Raw genomic sequence first — 17620 nt, 5'->3', positions numbered from 1 at the left:
AGCTGGACGACAACTGAAATGGGACGGGTACGACCATGATGGGACCGGCACACTCGCTGTCAGGGGCGGCGGCCTGGCTGGGGGTGGGCGCCGCGGCGGCCGCCGCCGGCCATACGATGCCCTGGCCCGTCCTGGTCGTCGGGGCTCTGATCTGCGCGGGAGCCGCGCTCGCCCCGGACCTCGACCACAAGGCCGCGACGATATCCCGGGCGTTCGGCCCGGTCTCGAAGACGCTCTGCGAGATCGTCGACAAGCTGTCGTACGCGGTCTACAAGGCGACCAGGAAGCCCGGCGACCCCCGCCGGACCGGCGGCCACCGCACGCTCACCCACACCTGGCTCTGGGCGGTCCTGATCGGCGCGGGCGCCTCGGCCGTCGCGTACACGGGCGGCCAGTGGGGGGTCCTCGCCATCCTCTTCGTCCACCTCGTCCTCGCGGTGGAGGGCCTGCTCTGGCGGGCCGCCCGGGTCTCCAGCGACGTCCTGGTCTGGCTGCTCGGCGCGACCAGCGCCTGGATGCTGGCGGGGATCCTGGACCAGCCGGGCAACGGCGCGAACTGGCTGTTCACCGACCCGGGCCAGGAGTACCTCTGGCTGGGCCTGCCGATCGTCCTCGGCGCGCTGGTGCACGACATCGGCGACGCGCTGACCGTCTCCGGCTGCCCGATCCTCTGGCCCATACCGCTCGGCCGCAAGCGCTGGTACCCGCTCGGCCCGCCGAAGGCGATGCGCTTCCGGGCCGGCGCCTGGGTGGAGGTGAAGGTGCTGATGCCGGTCTTCATGCTGCTGGGCGGGGTCGGCGCCGTATTCGCCCTCAATCTGGTCTGAGCGCCCGGGGCCGGGCACGCTGCGTCGCGTGCCCGGCCCCGGGGTCCTTCGTTGCGCGAGGCCCCCTCGCGTGCCCGGCCCCGGAGCCCATCGTCACGAGAGGCTCCGGCGCCGTCAGCCGTGCCAGGAGCGCCACAGCGCGGCGTACGCGCCGTCCGCCGCCACCAGCTCGTCATGGCTGCCCTGCTCGCTGATCCGGCCCTCCTCGACCACCACGATCACATCCGCGTCGTGCGCGGTGTGCAGCCGGTGGGCGATCGCGATGACCGTACGGCCGTCCAGCACCCGGGCCAGCGAGCGCTCCAGATGACGGGCCGCGCGCGGGTCCAGCAGCGAGGTCGCCTCGTCCAGCACCAGCGTGTGCGGGTCCGCCAGCACCAGCCGGGCCAGCGCGATCTGCTGTGCCTGGGCGGGCGTCAGCGGCACCCCGCCCGAACCGACCTCGGTGTCGAGACCGCCGTCCAGCGCCCGCGCCCAGCCGTCCGCGTCGACCGCCCCGAGCGCCTCCCACAGCTCCGCGTCCGCCGCGCCCGTGCGGGCCAGCAGCAGATTGTCGCGCAGCGACCCCACGAAGACGTGGTGTTCCTGGTTGACCAGAGCCACCTGCTCGCGCACCCGCTCCGCCGGCATCCGGGAGAGCTCCGCGCCGCCCAGCGCGACCCGCCCCTGGCGCGGCCCGTAGATGCCCGCGAGCAGCCGCCCCAGCGTCGACTTCCCGGCGCCCGAGGGGCCGACCAGCGCCAGCCGGGTGCCGGGGCTGACGTCCAGCGTCACCCGGTGCAGCACGTCGACGCCCTCGCGGTAGCCGAAGTGCACCCGGTCGGCGGTGACATCGCGGCCCTCGGGCACGACCGACGCGTCTCCGGCGGCGGGCTCGATGTCCCGCACGCCGACCAGCCGCGCGATCGACACCTGGGCCACCTGGAGTTCGTCGTACCAGCGCAGGATGAGCCCGACCGGGTCCACCAGCATCTGGGCGAAGAGCGCGCCCGTCGTGAGCTGCCCGACGGTGAGCCAGCCCTGGAGGACGAAGGTCCCGCCGAGCACCAGCGAGGCCAGGAAAATCGTCACATGCGTGAGGTTGATGACGGGGAACAGCACCGTCCGCAGCGAGAGCGTGTACCTCTCCCACGCGGTCCACTGCCGGATCCGCTGCTCCGAGAGCGCCACGCGGCGCCCGCCGAGGCGGTGCGCCTCCACGGTCCGCCCCGCGTCGACGGTCTCGGCGAGCATCGCCGCGACGGCCGCGTACCCGGCGGCCTCCGAGCGGTACGCGGAAGGCGCCCGCCGGAAGTACCAGCGGCACCCGGCGACCAGCAGCGGCAGTGCCACCAGCACCGCGAGCGCCAGCGGCGGCGCGGTCGCCGTCAGGGCGCCGAGCAGCAGGATCACCCAGACGACGCCGATCGCGAGCTGCGGCACCGCCTCGCGCATCGCGTTCGCCAGCCGGTCGATGTCCGTGGTGATCCGGGAGAGCAGATCACCGGTCCCGGCCCGCTCCAGCACGCCGGGCGGCAGCCCGACGGACCGGACGAGGAAGTCCTCGCGCAGGTCGGCGAGCATCTCCTCGCCGAGCATCGCCCCGCGCAGCCGTACCAGCCGCACGAACACGGTCTGGATCACCAGCGCGACGACGAACACCGCGACGACCCACTCCAGCCGCAGTTCGCGCGCGCCGTTCGACAGGTCCTCGACGATGGTGCCGAGGAGGTACGGGCCGACCATCGAGGCGATCACCGAGACGGCGTTGACCGTGACGAGCACGACGAACGCCGTCCGGTGGCGCCGCAGCAGCTCGCTCACGTAGGTCCGTACGGTCGCCGGTGTCCCGACGGGCAGGGTGGTCGCCGACTCCGGGGCCGCCGGGTCGTACGCCGGGGGAGCCAAGCCGATCACGCCGATTCCTCCATCTCGCTCGATGCCCCTGCCGCCCGTGACGGGACGGGGGCCATGACATGTTCCGTTTCTTCGGCGCCCGCCGAAGCGTCGTCCGTACCGGAGCCGTCCGTACCGGCGTCGTCCGTCTCGCGGGTCACGACCGCCCGGTAGCCGGAGGCACCGGCCAGCAGCTCCCGGTGCGTACCCACCGCCACGGCCTCGCCCTCGTGGACGAAGACCACGCGGTCCGCGTGGTCCAGCAGCAGCGGCGAGGAGGCGAACACCACCGTCGTGCGCCCGGTGCGCAGCCCCTTCACACCGCCCGCGATCCGCGCCTCCGTGTGCGAGTCGACGGCGGACGTCGGCTCGTCGAGCACCAGCACCTCCGGATCCGTGACCAGCGAACGCGCCAGCGCCAGCCGCTGACGCTGCCCGCCGGAGAGCGAGCGCCCGCGCTCGGTGATCCGCGACCGCATCGGGTCCCCGCTGCCGTCCACCGACGCCTGGACGAGCGCGTCCAGGACATCGCCGCACTGCGCGGCGGTCAGCGCCGCCGACGGGGTGACCGCGCCGGAGGCCGGGATGTCCAGCAGCTCCGCCAGCGTCCCGGACAGCAGCACCGGGTCCTTGTCCTGTACGAGCACACTGGCCCGCGCCGAGTCCAGCGGGAGATCGTCCAGCGCCACCCCGCCGAGCAGCACGGACGGGTTCTTCTCGGTCTGGGCCGCGTGGCCGCCGAGCCGCTCGGCCAGCCGCCCGGCCGCGTCCGGGTCCCCGCACACCACGGCCGTCAGCAGGCCGGACGGCGCGAGCAGGCCGGTGGCGGGGTCGTACAGGTCGCCCGTGGGCCGGGCCTCGGCGAGCCCGCCGCGCTCGCCGTGCCTGTCTACGTATCCGATACGTTCCAGCGACAGCACCCGCGCCGCGCGTTTCGCGGAGGGCCGGGAGAAGGAGTACGCCATCGCGATCTCCTCGAAGTGCCGCAAGGGGAAGAGCATCAGCGTCACCGCGCTGTAGACGGTCACCAGCGCGCCGACCTCGATCCGTCCGTCCAGGGCGAGCCGGGCCCCGTACCAGACCACCGTGATCAGCAGAACGCCCGGCAACAGCACCTGGATCGCCGAGATCAGGGCCCACATACGGGCGCTGCGCACGGCGGCCTCGCGCACCTCCTGCGAGGCGGTGCGGTAGCGGCCGAGGAACAGCTCCTCGCCGCCGATGCCGCGCAGCACCCGCAGCCCGGCGACGGTGTCGGACGCCAGCTCGGTGGCCCGGCCGGCCTTCTCGCGCTGGATGTCGGCGCGCTGGGTGGCGCGGGGGAGGAGCGGCAGTACGGAGAGGGCGAGCACCGGCACGCCGACGGCGACGAGCAGGCCCAGCTCCGGCAGGTACAGGACCAGGCCGACGCAGATCAGGGCGATGGCGATGACGGCGGCCAGGAAGCGGGAGAGCGCCTCCACGAACCATCCGATCTTCTCGACGTCGCCGGTGGAGACCGCGACCACCTCACCGGCGGCGACCCGCCGGGTCAGCGCGGAGCCCAGCTCGGCGGTCTTGCGCGCCAGCAGTTGCTGGAGGCGCGCGGCGGCCGTGATCCAGTTGGTGATGGCGGTGCGGTGCAGCATCGTGTCGCCGACGGTGATGGCGAGGCCGAACAGGGCGATCAGACCGCCGGCGAGCGCGAGCCGGCTCCCGGAGCGGTCGATGACGGCCTGGACGGCGACCCCGGCGCCGATGGGCAGCCCGGCGATGCCCAATTGGTGCAGCAGGCCCCAGGAGAGCGATGTGAGCTGTCCGCCCAGTTGGTTGCGCCCGAGCCACAGCAGGAACCGAGGGCCTGACCGGACATCGGGAATCCCCGGATCGGGATACGGAAGGTCGCGAATCTGCATGATGTCCCATGACTCGTGGATGGCCCAAACCGTGCAAGGTTCGCTGTGTTCGAGGGCACGAGGCAAAGGGTTTTTCCGCGGAGGGGGTCGGTTCGAGCCAGCCGCACCACGCTCAGCAGGGACGTTCGGCGGTCCCGTCGACCAGTGTCGACAGCAGCCCGCCGAGCACCTCGCGCTGCTCGGCGGTGAGCGGCGCCAGGACGTCCTCGGCGGCGGACCGGCGCGCGCCGCGCAGGGCGCGCAGCGTCGCCCGGCCGGCGTCGGTCAGCTCGATACGGATCACCCGGCGGTTGGTCCGGTCGGGGGCGCGGCGCACCCAGCCGCTCGCCTCCAGGCTGTCGACCAGGGTGGTCACGGCGCGGGGCACCACTTCGAGGCGCGTGGCCAGATCGGTCATCCGGGGCGGCGTGTCGTACAGCGGGAGAGTGCGCAGCAGCCGCGCCTGGGCCGGGGTGATGCCGATCGGTTCGAGCTGCTGCTTCTGGATGCGGTGGAGCCGGCGGGTCAGCCGCAGAAGCTGCTCGGCCAGCATGCCGTCGACATCGGGGGTGCTCATACGCGGAATAATATCAGGACCAAGGTAATTGTGAGTATAGGTAACAGTGAGCTAGGGTCGATAAAGCCCACCGGTCCCGATCCCGATCCTGGTATCGATATACGTGCCTGTACGGGAATGACTGTGCGGGTGCCTCCATCGGTGCCCGTACCGATGCTCTTCATCGGCCCTGCGGTCGGCGCAGGGCACCCGAACCCTCATACGCCCCCCTCATACGTCACCTCTCATACGTCACTTCTCCCGCGTCACCCCTCATGCGTCATCGAAGGAGCCCATGAAACCCGAACCATCCACCTGGACACCCACGGCACCCCCGGCACTCCCGGCGTCCGCGGCATCCGTCGCGTCCCCGAAAGGCCGCGCCCCCGGCGGTCCCGACAGGACGGAGGCGCCGGAGCAGCCCGCCCAACTGCGGCGGATCTTCGGCCTCTTCCGGCCCTACCGCGGCCGGCTCGCGCTTGTCGGCCTCCTCGTGGCCGCGTCGTCGCTGGTCACGGTCGCCTCGCCGTTCATGCTGCGCGAGATCCTCGACACGGCGATCCCTCAGGGCCGTACCGGCCTGCTGAGCCTGCTGGCCCTCGGCATGATCCTGACGGCGGTCGTCAACAGCATCTTCGGCGTGCTCCAGACGCTGATCTCCACGACCGTGGGCCAGCGGGTCATGCACGACCTGCGGACCGGCGTCTACAGACGGCTCCAGAGCATGCCGCTCGCCTTCTTCACCAGGACCAGGACCGGAGAGGTCCAGTCGCGCATCGCCAACGACATCGGCGGCATGCAGGCGACGGTGACCTCCACCGCGACCTCCCTGGTCTCCAACCTCACCGCCGTGATCGCCTCGGTCGTCGCGATGCTCGCCCTGGACTGGCGGCTCACCGCCGTCTCGATGGTGCTGCTCCCCGTCTTCGTCTGGATCAGCCGGAAGGTCGGCCGCGAGCGCAAGAAGATCACCACGGAGCGCCAGCGGCAGATGGCCACCATGGCCGCGACGGTCACCGAATCGCTCTCCGTGAGCGGCATACTCCTCGGCCGTACGATGGGCCGGGCCGACTCGCTGACCCGCTCCTTCGCCGACGAGTCCGAGCGTCTGGTCGACCTGGAGGTCCGCTCCAACATGGCGGGCCGCTGGCGGATGTCGACCATCGGCATCGTCATGGCGGCCATGCCCGCCGTCATCTACTGGGCCGCCGGCATCGCGCTCGGCGCGGGCGGCACACCCGTCTCCATCGGGACGCTCGTCGCGTTCGTCTCGCTCCAGCAGGGGCTCTTCCGGCCCGCGGTGAGCCTGCTGTCCACCGGGGTCGACATGCAGACCTCCCTCGCCCTCTTCCAGCGCATCTTCGAGTACCTGGATCTCCCCGTCGACATCACCGAGCCCGAGCGGCCGGTCAGGCTGGAGCGGATCCGCGGCGAAGTCCGCTTCGACGGCGTCGACTTCAGCTACGACGACAAGGACCGGCGCACCCTCAGCGGCATCGACCTCACGGTTCCGTCCGGCGGCAGCCTCGCCGTCGTCGGCCCCACGGGCTCCGGCAAGTCGACCCTCAGCTATCTCGTGCCCCGGCTGTACGACGTGACGGGCGGCCGGGTCCTCCTCGACGGCGTCGACGTACGCGATCTGGACTTCGACACCCTCGCCCGGGCCGTCGGCGTCGTCTCCCAGGAGACCTACCTCTTCCACGCCTCGGTCGCCGACAACCTGCGCTTCGCCAAGCCGGACGCCACGGACGAGGAGATGGTGACGGCCGCGAAGGCCGCCCAGATCCACGACCACATCGCCTCGCTGCCCGACGGCTACGACACCCTGGTCGGTGAGCGCGGATACCGCTTCTCCGGTGGCGAGAAGCAGCGCCTCGCGATCGCCCGCACCATCCTGCGCGACCCGCCCGTACTGATCCTGGATGAGGCGACGAGCGCGCTGGACACCCGTACGGAACACGCCGTGCAACAGGCCATCGACGCCCTCTCCGAAGGACGTACGACCATCACCATCGCGCACCGGCTTTCCACGGTCAGGGACGCGGACCAGATCGTCGTCCTCCAGGCGGGCGTCATCGCCGAGCGCGGCACACACGAGGAGCTGCTCCGCCAGGACGGCCGCTACGCCGCCCTCGTCCGCAGGGACGAGCGCCCGGCGCACACGAACACCGATGCGACCGCGGCGGGCGCCGACCCGGCCGACCCCGAGCCGGTCGACGGCCTGGCGCCCGCCGCTCTGTGACCGGGGCGCCGCCGTTCCCCGGGACGGGAACGTCCGAACGCGTACCATCCGTGTCGTCGCGCCCGAGGTGCCGGGATCGGTGATCACTCCGGGTTACCGTGCCCGCATGACGAACGAGCCTCCGGTGGCACGACCCGGGCGTCGCACCCGGCTGACCCGCCGCGGCCGGCTGGTGCTGATCGCCGGTGCCGCCCTCGCGGTCACGGCCGCGGTGCTGGTGCCTCTGACCCTGCTGTCCGGCGGGGACGAGAGCGCCCGGCGGGCGACGACCCTGGTCGTTCCCGAGGGGCGGCGCGCGACCCAGGTGTACGCGTCGGTCGACCGGGCGCTGGACGTACCCGCGGGCACCACCCGGAAGGCGGCGGTGGACGCCCGGCTCGAACTGCCCGAGGCCGCCCGGTCCAACCCGGAGGGCTATCTCTTCCCGGCCACGTACCCCATCGATTCCACGACCTCCCCGGCCGGACTGCTCGGCTACATGGTCAGGACCGCCAACCAGCGGTTCGGGGGCGACCGGATCACCGCCGGCGCGCGGGCCCACGGGGTGTCGGCCTACCAGACGGTCACCATCGCCAGCATCGTGCAGGCGGAGGCCGACACGACGGCCGACATGGCCCGCGTCGCCCGGGTCGTGCACAACCGGCTCGCCCTGGGCATGCCGCTCCAGATGGACTCGACGCTCAACTACGCGCTGAACCGCGCCACGCTGGACACCAGCCACGCGGACACCCGGACGGACAGCCCCTACAACACCTACGAGCACAAGGGGCTGCCGCCCACCCCGATCGGGAACCCGGGGGAGGAGGCGATGCGCGCGGCGGTCGCCCCCGCGAGCGGCGACTGGCTGTACTTCGTCACCGTGCGGCCCGGGGACACCCGCTTCACCAACCGGTACGCCGAACACCGCAAGAACGTCGAGGAGTTCAACAAGCACCGCAGGGACGCCTAGGATTCTCAGGCACTCAGCGCCGCCGCCTTCTCCTCCCCGGCCGTCGTGCCCCCGCCCGTGTCACCGCCGTTCCGGTCGTCGGAGCCGCGTGCCAGCAGCCGCCGGATCTCCCGTACGGCCGCCCGGCCGGCCCGGTTGGCGCCGATGGTGGAGGCGGACGGCCCGTACCCGACCAGGTGGACCCGTTCGTCGCGTACGGCGCGCGTCCCCTCGATCCGGATCCCGCCGCCCGGCTCCCGCAGCCCGAGCGGGGCGAGCTGATCGATCGCGGGCCGGAACCCCGTCGCCCAGAGGATGACATCGGCCTCCACCGTCCGGCCGTCGTCCCAGACCGCACCGTCCGGCGTGATCCGGTCGAACATCGGCAGCCGGTCGAGCACCCCCTCCGCGCGCGCCCGCGCGACGGCCTCGTTCACCGGGAGCCCGGTGACCGACACCACGCTCTGCGGCGGCAGCCCCTGGCGCACCCGCTCGTCGACGAGTGCCACGGCCGCCCGGCCCCACTCCTCGGTGAACGGACCCTCGCGGAAGACCGGCGGACGGCGGGTCACCCAGGTCGTGTCCGCCGCCACCTGCGCGATCTCCATGAGGTGCTGGGTGCCGGAGGCCCCACCGCCGACCACGATCACCCGCAGCCCCGCGAACTCCTCGGGCCCCGGGTAGTTCGCGGTGTGCAACTGGCGCCCCCGGAAGCTCTCCTGGCCCCGGTAGCGCGGCCAGAACGGGCGGTCCCAGGTCCCGGTGGCGTTGATCAGCGCCCGGGCCGACCAGTTCCCCGCCGAGGACTCCACCAGCAGCCGCCCGTCCGTGCCCTCCCGTACGGCGCGGACATCGACGGGCCGGTGGACCCGCAGGCCGAAGCGCCGTTCGTACGCCGTGAAGTAGGCGCCGATCACCTCGGACGACGGCCGGGTGTCGTCGTCCGGGCCGGTGACCAGCTCCATGCCGGGCAGCGCGTGCATGCCGTGGACCTTGCCGTACGTCAGCGAGGGCCAGCGGAACTGCCAGGCGCCGCCCGGTCGGGCGGCATGGTCCAGGACGACGAAGTCGCGGTCCGGCGCCAGCCCCGAGCGGCGCAGATGGTAGGCGCCGGACAGGCCCGCCTGCCCGGCGCCGATGACCACCACATCGATGTCGCGTACCCCGAAGTCGTTCACGTTTCTACCAACAGCCGGGGCTCCGGCAATCTTCCCGGCCAGGACGGTACGGGAACGTCCCCGGCCCGAGGCGTAATCGAGCCTCCCCGGCCCGGCGCGTACGGGAATCCCCCCGGCCCGGGGCGGAATCGACGACGCCGCGGACTCAGCGGCCACCGGCCAACAGGAGCGGCGCGCCGCCCACGCCCGCGGGCTCGCCGCCGGTCCCCGCCAGCCCGAGCAGCGGGGACGCCGGGACCCGCGCGAGCAGCCCGCGCTCCGCCAGCACCGGCGTCACCCCCCTCCCCGAACCAGTACGCCTCCTCCAGATGCGGATAGCCAGAGAGCACGAAGTGCTCGATGCCCAGCTCGTGGTACTCCTCGATCCGGTCGGCCACCTCGGCGTGGCTGCCGACCAGCGCGGTGCCCGCCCCGCCCCGTACCAGACCCACACCCGCCCAGAGGTTGGGCGAGATCTCCAACTCGTCGCGGGAGCCGCCGTGCAGGGCGAGCACCCGCTGCTGGCCCACCGACTCGCTCCGGCCCAGCGCCCGCTGGGCCGCGGCCACCGTCTCGGGGTCGAGATCGTCCAGCAGCCGCCCGGCCGTGGCCCACGCGTCGCGCGCCGAGTCCCGCGAGATGGTGTGCATCCGGATGCCGAACCGGACCGTGCGCCGCTGCTCCGCGGCGTCGCCGCCGGTCACCACGTTGAGCAGCAGCCTGCCCCGGGTGATCCGCTGATACGTGGCCGCCATCTGCGCCGCCAGGACCGGTGAGATCAGCCCCGGCCGGAAGGCGACCAGGAGCTTCAGCCGCTCGGTCTGCTGCGCGAGGGCCATCGTCGTCAGCCAGGCGTCATCGCACCAGGTGCCGGTCGGTGTCAGCACCGCCTCGAAGCCGAGGTGCTCGGCGGCCTTGGCGATCTGTGCCAGGTACTCGATGTCGGGCGCCCGCACCCCGCTCACCGGGGTGATCCGCGACCGCTTCACACCGCCGTCGGTGTACGCGTGGCGGTCCACGAGTGTGCGGCCGTCGCCGCCGGTCGGCAGGAACCAGTGCAGATGGACACTCATCGGGAGGAAGCCTTTCCCTAGCTGCGCGCGGGTGAGGTCGACGGCGGCAGATCCTTGTTGACGCGGCCGTCCACGTAGTCGGCGAAGTCGAAGCGGCGGGGGATGAGCCCCAGCCCGGCGAAGGTGTCGGCGATCTTCTGCTCGGAGGCGATCGCGGCCCCGTCCAGCGCCCCCTTTCCGTCGGTGGCGCCGCCCGCCCCGCCGGAGTCGTCGGCGGACGAACTGCCGGAGCAGCCGACGAGCAGGAGAGCGAGGGGCAACAGGACAGCGGGCAGAAAGCGTTTCATGAGTGGTCTCTCAGGTGGGAGTGCGCTGGGCTACGCCGCGGCGCCGTCGGGGCCGGCAGGGTGCTCGTCGACCCCCAACTCGGCCAGCAGTCGCGCGCGGAGAGCGGCGAAGCCCGGATCGCCCACGGTGCGCGGCCGCTCCAGCGCGACCGGTGTCTCGTACGCGATCGCACCGTCCCGCATCACCAGCGCCCGGTCCGCGAGCAGCAGGGCCTCCTCGACGTCATGGGTGACGAGCAGGACCGCGCAGCCGCGCCGCTGCCACAACTCGGCGACCAGCCGCTGCGCCGTCAGCCGGGTCAGCGCGTCCAGCGTCCCGAACGGCTCGTCGAGCAGCAGCAGATCCGGTTCGCGTACCAGCGCCCTGGCGAGGGAGGCGCGCTGGGCCTCGCCGCCGGAGAGCGTCCTGGGCCAGGCGCCCGACCGGTGGGCGAGGCCGACCTCGGCCAACGCGCTCTCCGCCACGGCCCGTTTGGGCTTGCCGTCCAGCCCGAGCAGCACATTGCGCCAGACCCGTTTCCAGGGCATCAGCCGCGGTGCCTGGAAGGCGACGGCACGCCGCTTCGGTACGAGCACGGTGCCCTCGATCTCCCGGTCCAGGCCCGCGAGGACCCGGAGCAGGGTCGACTTGCCGCAGCCGCTGCGGCCCAGCAGCGCGGTGAACTCCCCGGGCCGCAGCGTCAGATCGAGCCCGTCGATCACCGGACGCCCGTCGAAGGACCGGATCAGTCCCTCGACCCGTACGGCCGCCGCACCGCCCCGGCCCGGCGCCGCGTTCACCGGCCCTCGAAGGTCGGTCGCCATTGCGGCAGCAGCCTTTCGAGAGTACGGACGACGGCGTCGGCGAACAGGCCGAGCAGGGCGTGGACGACCAGGTCCTCGCCGAGCCGGGAGAGCCCCGGCACCAGCGCGAGCGCGACGCCGACGACCCCGCCGAGCAGCGGGCTGACGGCACGGCGCAGCCGGCGGGGGACGGAGCGCTGTCGTGAACCCTGTGCGGCAACCGGGGTCACGGTCTCCGGAACAGGCGGTGGATGAGATGATTCAGTGGATATGTCCGGCGGTGCGTGATCGACGGTCATGGCGGCTCCACGGGCAGCGACAGAGCAGAGGGAGGGGAGCGAGGGTAGGGGGAGGCGTCAGGACCCCGCCCCGGCCGTTCGCGCACGTCGGTGCTACGGCACGGTCAGCCGGTGGACGATGGGGAAGGCGGGATGACGCGGGGGCTCGGGAAAGAAGGGCGCCGGAGCCGGGAAGGGGTCAGCGGCCGCGGCAACACGCGGCGGAGGCCACCCGCAGCAGGTCGATGTGACCGCGCGTGGTGAGCAGAGCTGATCGCGACATGGCGCAGAACGTAGCGAGAGATTCCGGATCCGGTCAATGGTGTCTCGGCACGCGGACGCGCGTTCCCGTCCGACAGTTGGCACGATGGGCGCATGTCTCACGCGTTCACGACCAGAGTCCTCAGTGTCACCACCGGCACCGAGGAGAGGGTGACCGATCTGACCCACGACTGCGCCGCATTCCTCCGGGAGACGGCTCAGGGCAGGGACGGCCTCCTGAACATCTTCGTTCCGCACGCCACCGCCGGGGTGGCGGTCATCGAAACGGGCGCGGGCAGCGACGACGACCTCCTCGCCGCCCTGCGCACCCTCCTCCCCGCCGACGACCGCTGGCACCACCGCCACGGCACCCCGGGCCACGGCAGGGACCACGTCCTCCCCGCCCTCGTACCACCCCACGCCACGTTGCCGGTGATCGAGGGGCGACTGGAGCTGGGCACCTGGCAGTCGGTCTGCCTGGTCGACACGAACACCAGCAATACCGACCGGAAAGTCCGGTTGAGCTTCTTCGGTTAGCAGTCGCGTCGGTGGCCCTGTGGACGGGAGGACGCAGCAGAGCTTCCTGTGGCCGCCGGTTGTGCCATAGCTGCTCCTTCAAGGCTCCAGGCCGCGGAGCACGCGATGCGGGTCAGCTCGTGCCAGCCCAGGTGGGTGTGGGCCGACCGCCCAGCTCTACGCGAGTGTGCGCCGGTGACCCGTCAGCGGCGGCCGGCGGACAGGATGACGAGGAACTGGCCGCCGCCCGCCTCGATGTCGGCGGTCACCGGCAGCCCCGGTACCAGTCGGGAGAACCGGTCCACCAGCCAATCCGCCGCCTCTTGGGCGTCCCGCCTGGTCGGACAACGGCCCACCATCTCGCGGCCCCCCTTGCGCTCCAGCCTGCCGGCAACGCTGATCAACGGCGCGGGTTCGACCACGTACAGGTGCTCCGGCCAGGCGATGACCACCTTGACCGCGCCCTTGCGGGTGTTGCATCCGCGGTGCGCGAGCCGCTCGGCGATCTTGGCCTTCCGGTCGGTGGTCCGGCTGTCGACGCTGGGCCCCCGCGGGTCGTTCACCGACTCGTCGGGGTCGACCGCTTCGTCACACACCCAGCACCGCCAGCCGTCGCGCGCGGCCACATCATCAAGGAGACTCATCCGAGCAAACTAGCCTGCCCGGCCGGTGTTGCCGCAGACGGGGCCCGACTCCTGGGAGCCGGGCCCTGACGTCCTTCCTGCCAGGAGGTCACAGGAGTCGCTTGCGGCCCCAGGTGATGATGAAGGTGACGAGGGCGGCGGTGATGGCGAGCATGATGCCCGCTCCGAGCCACTGCATCGTCTGCATCTGGTCGACCGGGAGGTAGTCGATGGACCAGCCGACGACGTGCTGGGACTCCAGACAGGCCGTGTGCGCCCGGTCGTTGTCGATCCGGTCGAGGCAGGTGGCCCAGTCCAGGCGGTCTCCGGAGCTGGTCAGGAAGTAGGTGCCCTGTCCTAGCTGCTCCGCCTGGTCGGGCAGCTCCGGCGGTACGTTGCCGGGTCCGACGCCCTTGTCGGTGCTGATCGACATGACGTGTCCCAGGTTCCGCCAGAGTTCGCTCCAGATGAACCCGATCGCCACGACGATGCCGAGCGTGACCACCATCGATACCAGCGTGCGGCGCAGGAGCAGGCCGGCCGCCACGCCCACGGTGAACGTCAGCAGGGCGTACGCCACCGGTACGACCCCCGTGACACTGAAGAAGGCGGTCCATATGAGGCCGCTGGACAGTCCCTTGACCGGGTTCCACCACCAGGTGAGGACGGCGGTGAGCACGCCGGTCGACAGGGTGAGCATCGTGGCGGGAACGGCGAGTTTCATGGTGAGCCACCGCAGTCGGCTGACGGACTGCGAGGTCACCAGTTTGGCGGTGCCGGACTCCAGATCGCCCGCGATGAGCGGAGCCCCGAGGAGGACGCCGGCCAGGACAGGGATGTAGCTGAGGTAGCTGCCGATGCTGAGCAGACGGTCGACGTACGTCTCGAACTCGGGAGGCAGGCCGCCGGACCTCCGAGCGGTCGGCGCCTGGGTGGCCAGGTGGTCCATCATCTGCCCGCGCAGGTGGAGCATGGCGAGCACGCCGAGGAGGGTGACGGCGATGAGCGTCCAGAACGCGGCCCGGTGCTGGCGCCAGACGAGCCAGACCGGACCGCCGAGCCGGGGGATCCAGCTGTCCCGTAGGGATCCGGCGGGCGTCGTACGGGCCGGGTCGCGGGTGAGCGTGGTCATGCCGTCACAGCCTTCGTACGGTCGCGGGTGATGATGTCGTGGATGTCGCCGACCCGGGCACCGGGGGTGATCAGCGGGGGCGCGTCGGGTGACCGCAGATAGGCGAGCAGAAGCTCCTCCAGGGTGGGCGGCTCGGCCTGCCCGCCGTACTGGATCGGGGCGCCGAGGCGCACGAGGACACCCGGCCGGCCCTCGCCGCGGCGGGACTCGATGACCTGGTGCGGGGTGACGGCGGGGGAGGTGCCGTCTCCCGGGGCGTCGATCAGGGCGTGTGCGGCGCGCAGTTCGCTCACCTCGCCCGCGAGCCGCAGCCCACCGTTGGCGATGACGAGGAGGTAGTCGCAGATGTGCTCCAGCTCGGCGAGCATGTGAGAGGAGACCAGCACCGTGGTGCCGTGTTCGGCGGCCTCCGCCGTCAGTGTGCTCATGAGCTCGCGGCGGACCAGCGGGTCCAGATCGGCCATCGGCTCGTCGAGGATGAGCAGATCAGGACGCTTCCCGAAGGCCAGGGCGAAGGCGACGCGGGTGCGCTGCCCGCCGGACAGTGTTCCGACCTTCGCCTCCAGCGGAACCTGGCCCGCGCGGACGATGCCCTCGGCGACCCCCTGGTCCCAGCGGGGGTTGAACTCGCGGCCCAGCCGCAGGGTCTCGGCCACGGTGAAGCGCCGGAACAGCGGCTTCTCCTGGGTGAGGAACGCGGTGCGCAGCACCGCCTCCGTCGACCCCGGTGCCGAGCCGAACACCCGCAGGGCACCGGTCGTCGGCCGGATCATGTTGTTGGCCAGGCCCATCAGGGTGCTCTTGCCGGCGCCGTTGGGGCCGACCAGGCCGCATACCCGCCCGGCGGGCAGCCGGAAGGAAACGTTTCGCAAGGCCCAGCCGCGCCGGTACTTCTTGCCGAGGCCCTGGGCCTCGATCGCGTTCCTGCCGGCGGGGTGCGCGAACTCCGTTCCGCTTCCGTGGTGCGACTCTGCGTGATTCAACTGTGGATCCTTTGCGTGGGGGAGGGGCGGGCCCTGTGCGTGGGGGGAGGGGCCGGCTGTGTGCGCGGTCGACCGCCGGGACGCGATATCGCCTACGCGGGCGGTGTGCGCGGCTCTGTCACCGAGGCGGACGCCGCCGACCGGGGGTTCCGCATCGAGGTGGGGTCGGCCGCGATCGTGACATCCTCCGTGGGTGATGAACGGCGAACGCCGCCCGGTGGAGATGATTCTTCGCCGCCGCGCCCCGCGGCGGATCGGGCGAAAGACAGATCATGGGCGGCCGGCTCCGACTTTCGGCCGGTCGGCGGAAGGACGGTGAGAGAGGTGCTGGGAACGGCCGACACAGCGGCGGCCACCACCGCGGCCACACGGGAGAACGGTCATCCGCAGGTGCTGCCCGTCACCGTCCGGCTGGTGTTGCTCGTGGCCCTGGTCGGCCTCGTCGTGCTGGACGGGGTGGGTGGCGGTTTCTACTCGATCCGGGACCACGGCCCCTCCGCGCTGGGCCCCGCCAAGCTGGGAGGCGCCCTGCTGGGCATCGCACTCGTCGTAGCCTCTCCACGGCTCGGCGGCCGGGCGCTGCCGGCAGCCGGCTGCACACTGGCGGTCGGGTCGCTGTGCCTCTCGGTGTTGCTGCACCTGGAGCTGTCGGCCGGCTCGCAGGCGCTGGGATTCGCCGAACCGGCGGCTCTGGCGTGGCTCCTGCTGGTCATCGCCCGACGCGGGGCGCCGTCGTGGGCGGCGGTGGCCGTCCCCGTCCTGTTCCTGGCGATCGTGCTGCGGCCGGTGTCGGTCTCGGCGCGGCAGTCCACCACCATCATGGCGCTGCTCCTCGCCCTGGGAGCGGTCACGGCGCTGGGCATCGGCCTCGGGATGCGTCTGCTGCTGGCGGACCGGCGGCGGCAGGCGGCGGCGCTCCGGCTGGAGCAGCGGACGGAGTTCGCCAGGTACCTGCACGACTTCGTCGCCCACCATGTGACCGGCATCGTCGTACAGGCACAGGGCGCCCAGGCGATCGCGGACCGACGGCCCGAACTGGTGCCGCCCGCGCTGCGGCGGATCGAACAGGCGGGTTCGGAGGCGCTGACCTCCATGCGGAGCATGGTGGGGATGCTGCGCGACGCCGACGGAGAAGTGGCGCTGACGCCGCTGGCGGGCATCGGTGAAGTGCGTTCGCTGGTCGAGGAGTTCTCGGCGGTCGGCGGCGCCCGGGCCCGGCTCGACCTGGAAGGGGGCTTCGACGACCTGCCGGTGGAGGTGACCACCACCGCGCACCGGGTGGTGATGGAAGCACTCACCAACGTACGCAAACACGCCCATGGGTGCACCGAGGTGCGGGTGCGTGTGGACCGCTCGGGAGACCGGCTCACCGTACGGGTCAGCGACGACGGACGGCCGCGCCACGTCTCGCACAGCGGCTTCGGGCTGAAGGGACTGGCCGAACGGGTGGGCCTGATCGGCGGAAGCGTCCAGGCGGGCCCGGTGACGGGCGGCGGCTGGGGCGTCGAGGCGACGCTCCCGGTGTCCACGGCCGGGGTGGCGGTCCCATGACGATCCGGGTACTGATAGCCGACGACCAGGCCATGGTCCGCGCCGGGTTCGCGATGATCCTGGGCGCGGAGGACGACATCGACGTCGTCGGGGAGGCCGCGGACGGGGTGCACGCCCTGGAACTCGCCGAGCGCCACCGGCCCGACGTGGTGCTGATGGATATCCGCATGCCCCGCATGGACGGGCTGGAGGCGCTGCGCGGGCTGACCCGCCCCGGCACCGTGAATCCACCGAAGGTCGTCGTGGTCACGACGTTCGACGACGACGAGTACGTCCAGCGCGCCCTGAGCGAAGGCGCCTCCGGCTTCCTGATCAAGGACTCCGGCCCTGCCCTGCTGGTCGAGGCCATCAGAGCGGCCGCCTCCGGCGAGGCACTGGTGAGCCCGGCCATCACCGTACGGCTGCTGCGGCGCCTCAACAGCGCCGTACCCGCGCCCCGGGAGCCGGACACCGCGCTCTCCGCACGGGAGAAGGATCTCGTACGTCTGGTGGCCAGAGGGCTGACCAACGCCGAGATCGCCACCGAGCTGACCATCTCGGTCGGCACGGTGAAGACCCATCTCGGCAACGTGCAGATGAAACTGCCCGCCCGCAACCGGGTGGAGATCGCCGCCTGGGCCTGGGAATCCGGCCTGGTCGACGGGCGAGGGTGAGAGGGCGCGGTCCTCCCGCTT

15 protein-coding genes and 3 pseudogenes are annotated in these 17620 nt (G+C 72.2%); 6 read left to right on the top strand and 12 right to left on the bottom strand.

Annotated features, from left to right (window positions below; all coding sequences use genetic code 11):
* Positions 1-35: 35 nt before the first annotated feature.
* Entirely contained in the window at positions 36-827 is a 792-nt protein-coding gene (locus ACFXKG_RS17055) for a metal-dependent hydrolase (protein ID WP_384838823.1), read from the top strand.
* Positions 828-941: 114 nt separating this feature from the next.
* On the opposite strand, the gene ACFXKG_RS17050 is transcribed toward ACFXKG_RS17055, so the two are convergent.
* The 3 genes from ACFXKG_RS17050 to ACFXKG_RS17040 form a co-directional block, all read right to left on the bottom strand.
* Positions 942-2723 carry an ABC transporter ATP-binding protein gene (locus ACFXKG_RS17050; protein WP_384838820.1) on the bottom strand — a complete coding sequence of 594 codons (1782 nt, stop codon included), beginning with the start codon at positions 2721-2723 and terminating at the stop codon, positions 942-944.
* Positions 2720-4597: an ABC transporter transmembrane domain-containing protein gene (locus ACFXKG_RS17045; RefSeq protein ID WP_384838817.1), complete on the bottom strand. Its 1878-nt coding sequence runs from the start codon at positions 4595-4597 to the stop codon at positions 2720-2722. Before ACFXKG_RS17045 ends, ACFXKG_RS17050 begins: the two co-directional genes overlap by 4 nt.
* A gap of 112 nt (positions 4598-4709) precedes the next feature.
* Positions 4710-5153: a MarR family winged helix-turn-helix transcriptional regulator gene (locus ACFXKG_RS17040; RefSeq protein ID WP_384838814.1), complete on the bottom strand. Its 444-nt coding sequence runs from the start codon at positions 5151-5153 to the stop codon at positions 4710-4712.
* A gap of 274 nt (positions 5154-5427) precedes the next feature.
* Here ACFXKG_RS17040 and ACFXKG_RS17035 point away from each other — a divergent pair, with 274 nt between their 5' ends.
* A complete protein-coding gene (locus ACFXKG_RS17035) occupies positions 5428-7374 on the top strand; it encodes an ABC transporter ATP-binding protein (RefSeq protein ID WP_384838811.1) in 1947 nt (648 codons plus the stop codon).
* A 106-nt stretch (positions 7375-7480) separates the two neighbouring features.
* The gene (gene mltG, locus ACFXKG_RS17030; RefSeq protein WP_384838808.1) at positions 7481-8323 is read left to right on the top strand and encodes an endolytic transglycosylase MltG; all 843 of its coding nucleotides are present in this window, start codon (positions 7481-7483) and stop codon (positions 8321-8323) included.
* Positions 8324-8328: 5 nt separating this feature from the next.
* Here mltG and ACFXKG_RS17025 read toward each other — a convergent pair whose 3' ends face one another.
* From ACFXKG_RS17025 to ACFXKG_RS17000, 6 genes and pseudogenes are all read right to left on the bottom strand, one after another.
* A complete protein-coding gene (locus tag ACFXKG_RS17025; RefSeq protein WP_384838805.1) occupies positions 8329-9480 on the bottom strand; it encodes an NAD(P)-binding domain-containing protein in 1152 nt (383 codons plus the stop codon).
* 145 nt (positions 9481-9625) lie between these two features.
* Positions 9626-10532 (bottom strand): annotated as a pseudogene (locus ACFXKG_RS17020) (LLM class flavin-dependent oxidoreductase).
* 17 nt (positions 10533-10549) lie between these two features.
* Positions 10550-10702 (bottom strand): annotated as a pseudogene (locus ACFXKG_RS17015) (ABC transporter substrate-binding protein); the annotation flags it as partial.
* A gap of 147 nt (positions 10703-10849) precedes the next feature.
* Positions 10850-11623: an ABC transporter ATP-binding protein gene (locus tag ACFXKG_RS17010; protein WP_384838802.1), complete on the bottom strand. Its 774-nt coding sequence runs from the start codon at positions 11621-11623 to the stop codon at positions 10850-10852.
* Positions 11596-11694, bottom strand: a pseudogene (locus ACFXKG_RS17005) (ABC transporter permease); the annotation flags it as partial. The gene ACFXKG_RS17010 and the pseudogene ACFXKG_RS17005, both read right to left, overlap by 28 nt.
* Positions 11695-12079: 385 nt before the next feature.
* Positions 12080-12163: a putative leader peptide gene (locus ACFXKG_RS17000; RefSeq protein WP_382893431.1), complete on the bottom strand. Its 84-nt coding sequence runs from the start codon at positions 12161-12163 to the stop codon at positions 12080-12082.
* Positions 12164-12255: 92 nt separating this feature from the next.
* Between ACFXKG_RS17000 and ACFXKG_RS16995 the strand changes: the two genes are divergently transcribed.
* Entirely contained in the window at positions 12256-12678 is a 423-nt protein-coding gene (locus tag ACFXKG_RS16995; RefSeq protein WP_384838799.1) for a secondary thiamine-phosphate synthase enzyme YjbQ, read from the top strand.
* 182 nt (positions 12679-12860) lie between these two features.
* Here the strand turns inward: ACFXKG_RS16995 and ACFXKG_RS16990 are convergent, their stop codons facing one another.
* From ACFXKG_RS16990 to ACFXKG_RS16980, 3 genes are all read right to left on the bottom strand, one after another.
* Positions 12861-13301 (bottom strand): hypothetical protein, encoded by a 441-nt coding sequence (locus ACFXKG_RS16990; RefSeq protein WP_384838796.1) that lies wholly within the window; start codon positions 13299-13301, stop codon positions 12861-12863.
* An 88-nt stretch (positions 13302-13389) separates the two neighbouring features.
* Positions 13390-14412 (bottom strand): ABC transporter permease, encoded by a 1023-nt coding sequence (locus tag ACFXKG_RS16985; protein WP_384838793.1) that lies wholly within the window; start codon positions 14410-14412, stop codon positions 13390-13392.
* Complete coding sequence (locus ACFXKG_RS16980; RefSeq protein WP_384838790.1) at positions 14409-15395, bottom strand: ABC transporter ATP-binding protein; 987 nt, start codon at positions 15393-15395, stop codon at positions 14409-14411. Before ACFXKG_RS16980 ends, ACFXKG_RS16985 begins: the two co-directional genes overlap by 4 nt.
* A gap of 315 nt (positions 15396-15710) precedes the next feature.
* On the opposite strand from ACFXKG_RS16980, the gene ACFXKG_RS16975 reads away from it, so the two are divergent.
* Positions 15711-16946, top strand: coding sequence for a sensor histidine kinase (locus ACFXKG_RS16975; RefSeq protein ID WP_384838786.1), 1236 nt, complete (start codon positions 15711-15713; stop codon positions 16944-16946).
* On the top strand, positions 16943-17599 hold the full coding sequence (locus ACFXKG_RS16970; protein WP_384838783.1) for a response regulator: 657 nt from the start codon (positions 16943-16945) through the stop codon (positions 17597-17599). Before ACFXKG_RS16975 ends, ACFXKG_RS16970 begins: the two co-directional genes overlap by 4 nt.
* Positions 17600-17620: the final 21 nt, after the last annotated feature.

Origin of the sequence: Streptomyces sp. NPDC059255 (assembly GCF_042752355.1) — a bacterium.
In the GTDB taxonomy this organism is placed as follows: Bacteria; Actinomycetota; Actinomycetes; order Streptomycetales; family Streptomycetaceae; genus Streptomyces.
Note: the sequence above shows the minus strand (reverse complement) of the source record. Positions and strands in the feature narration are given on the sequence as shown.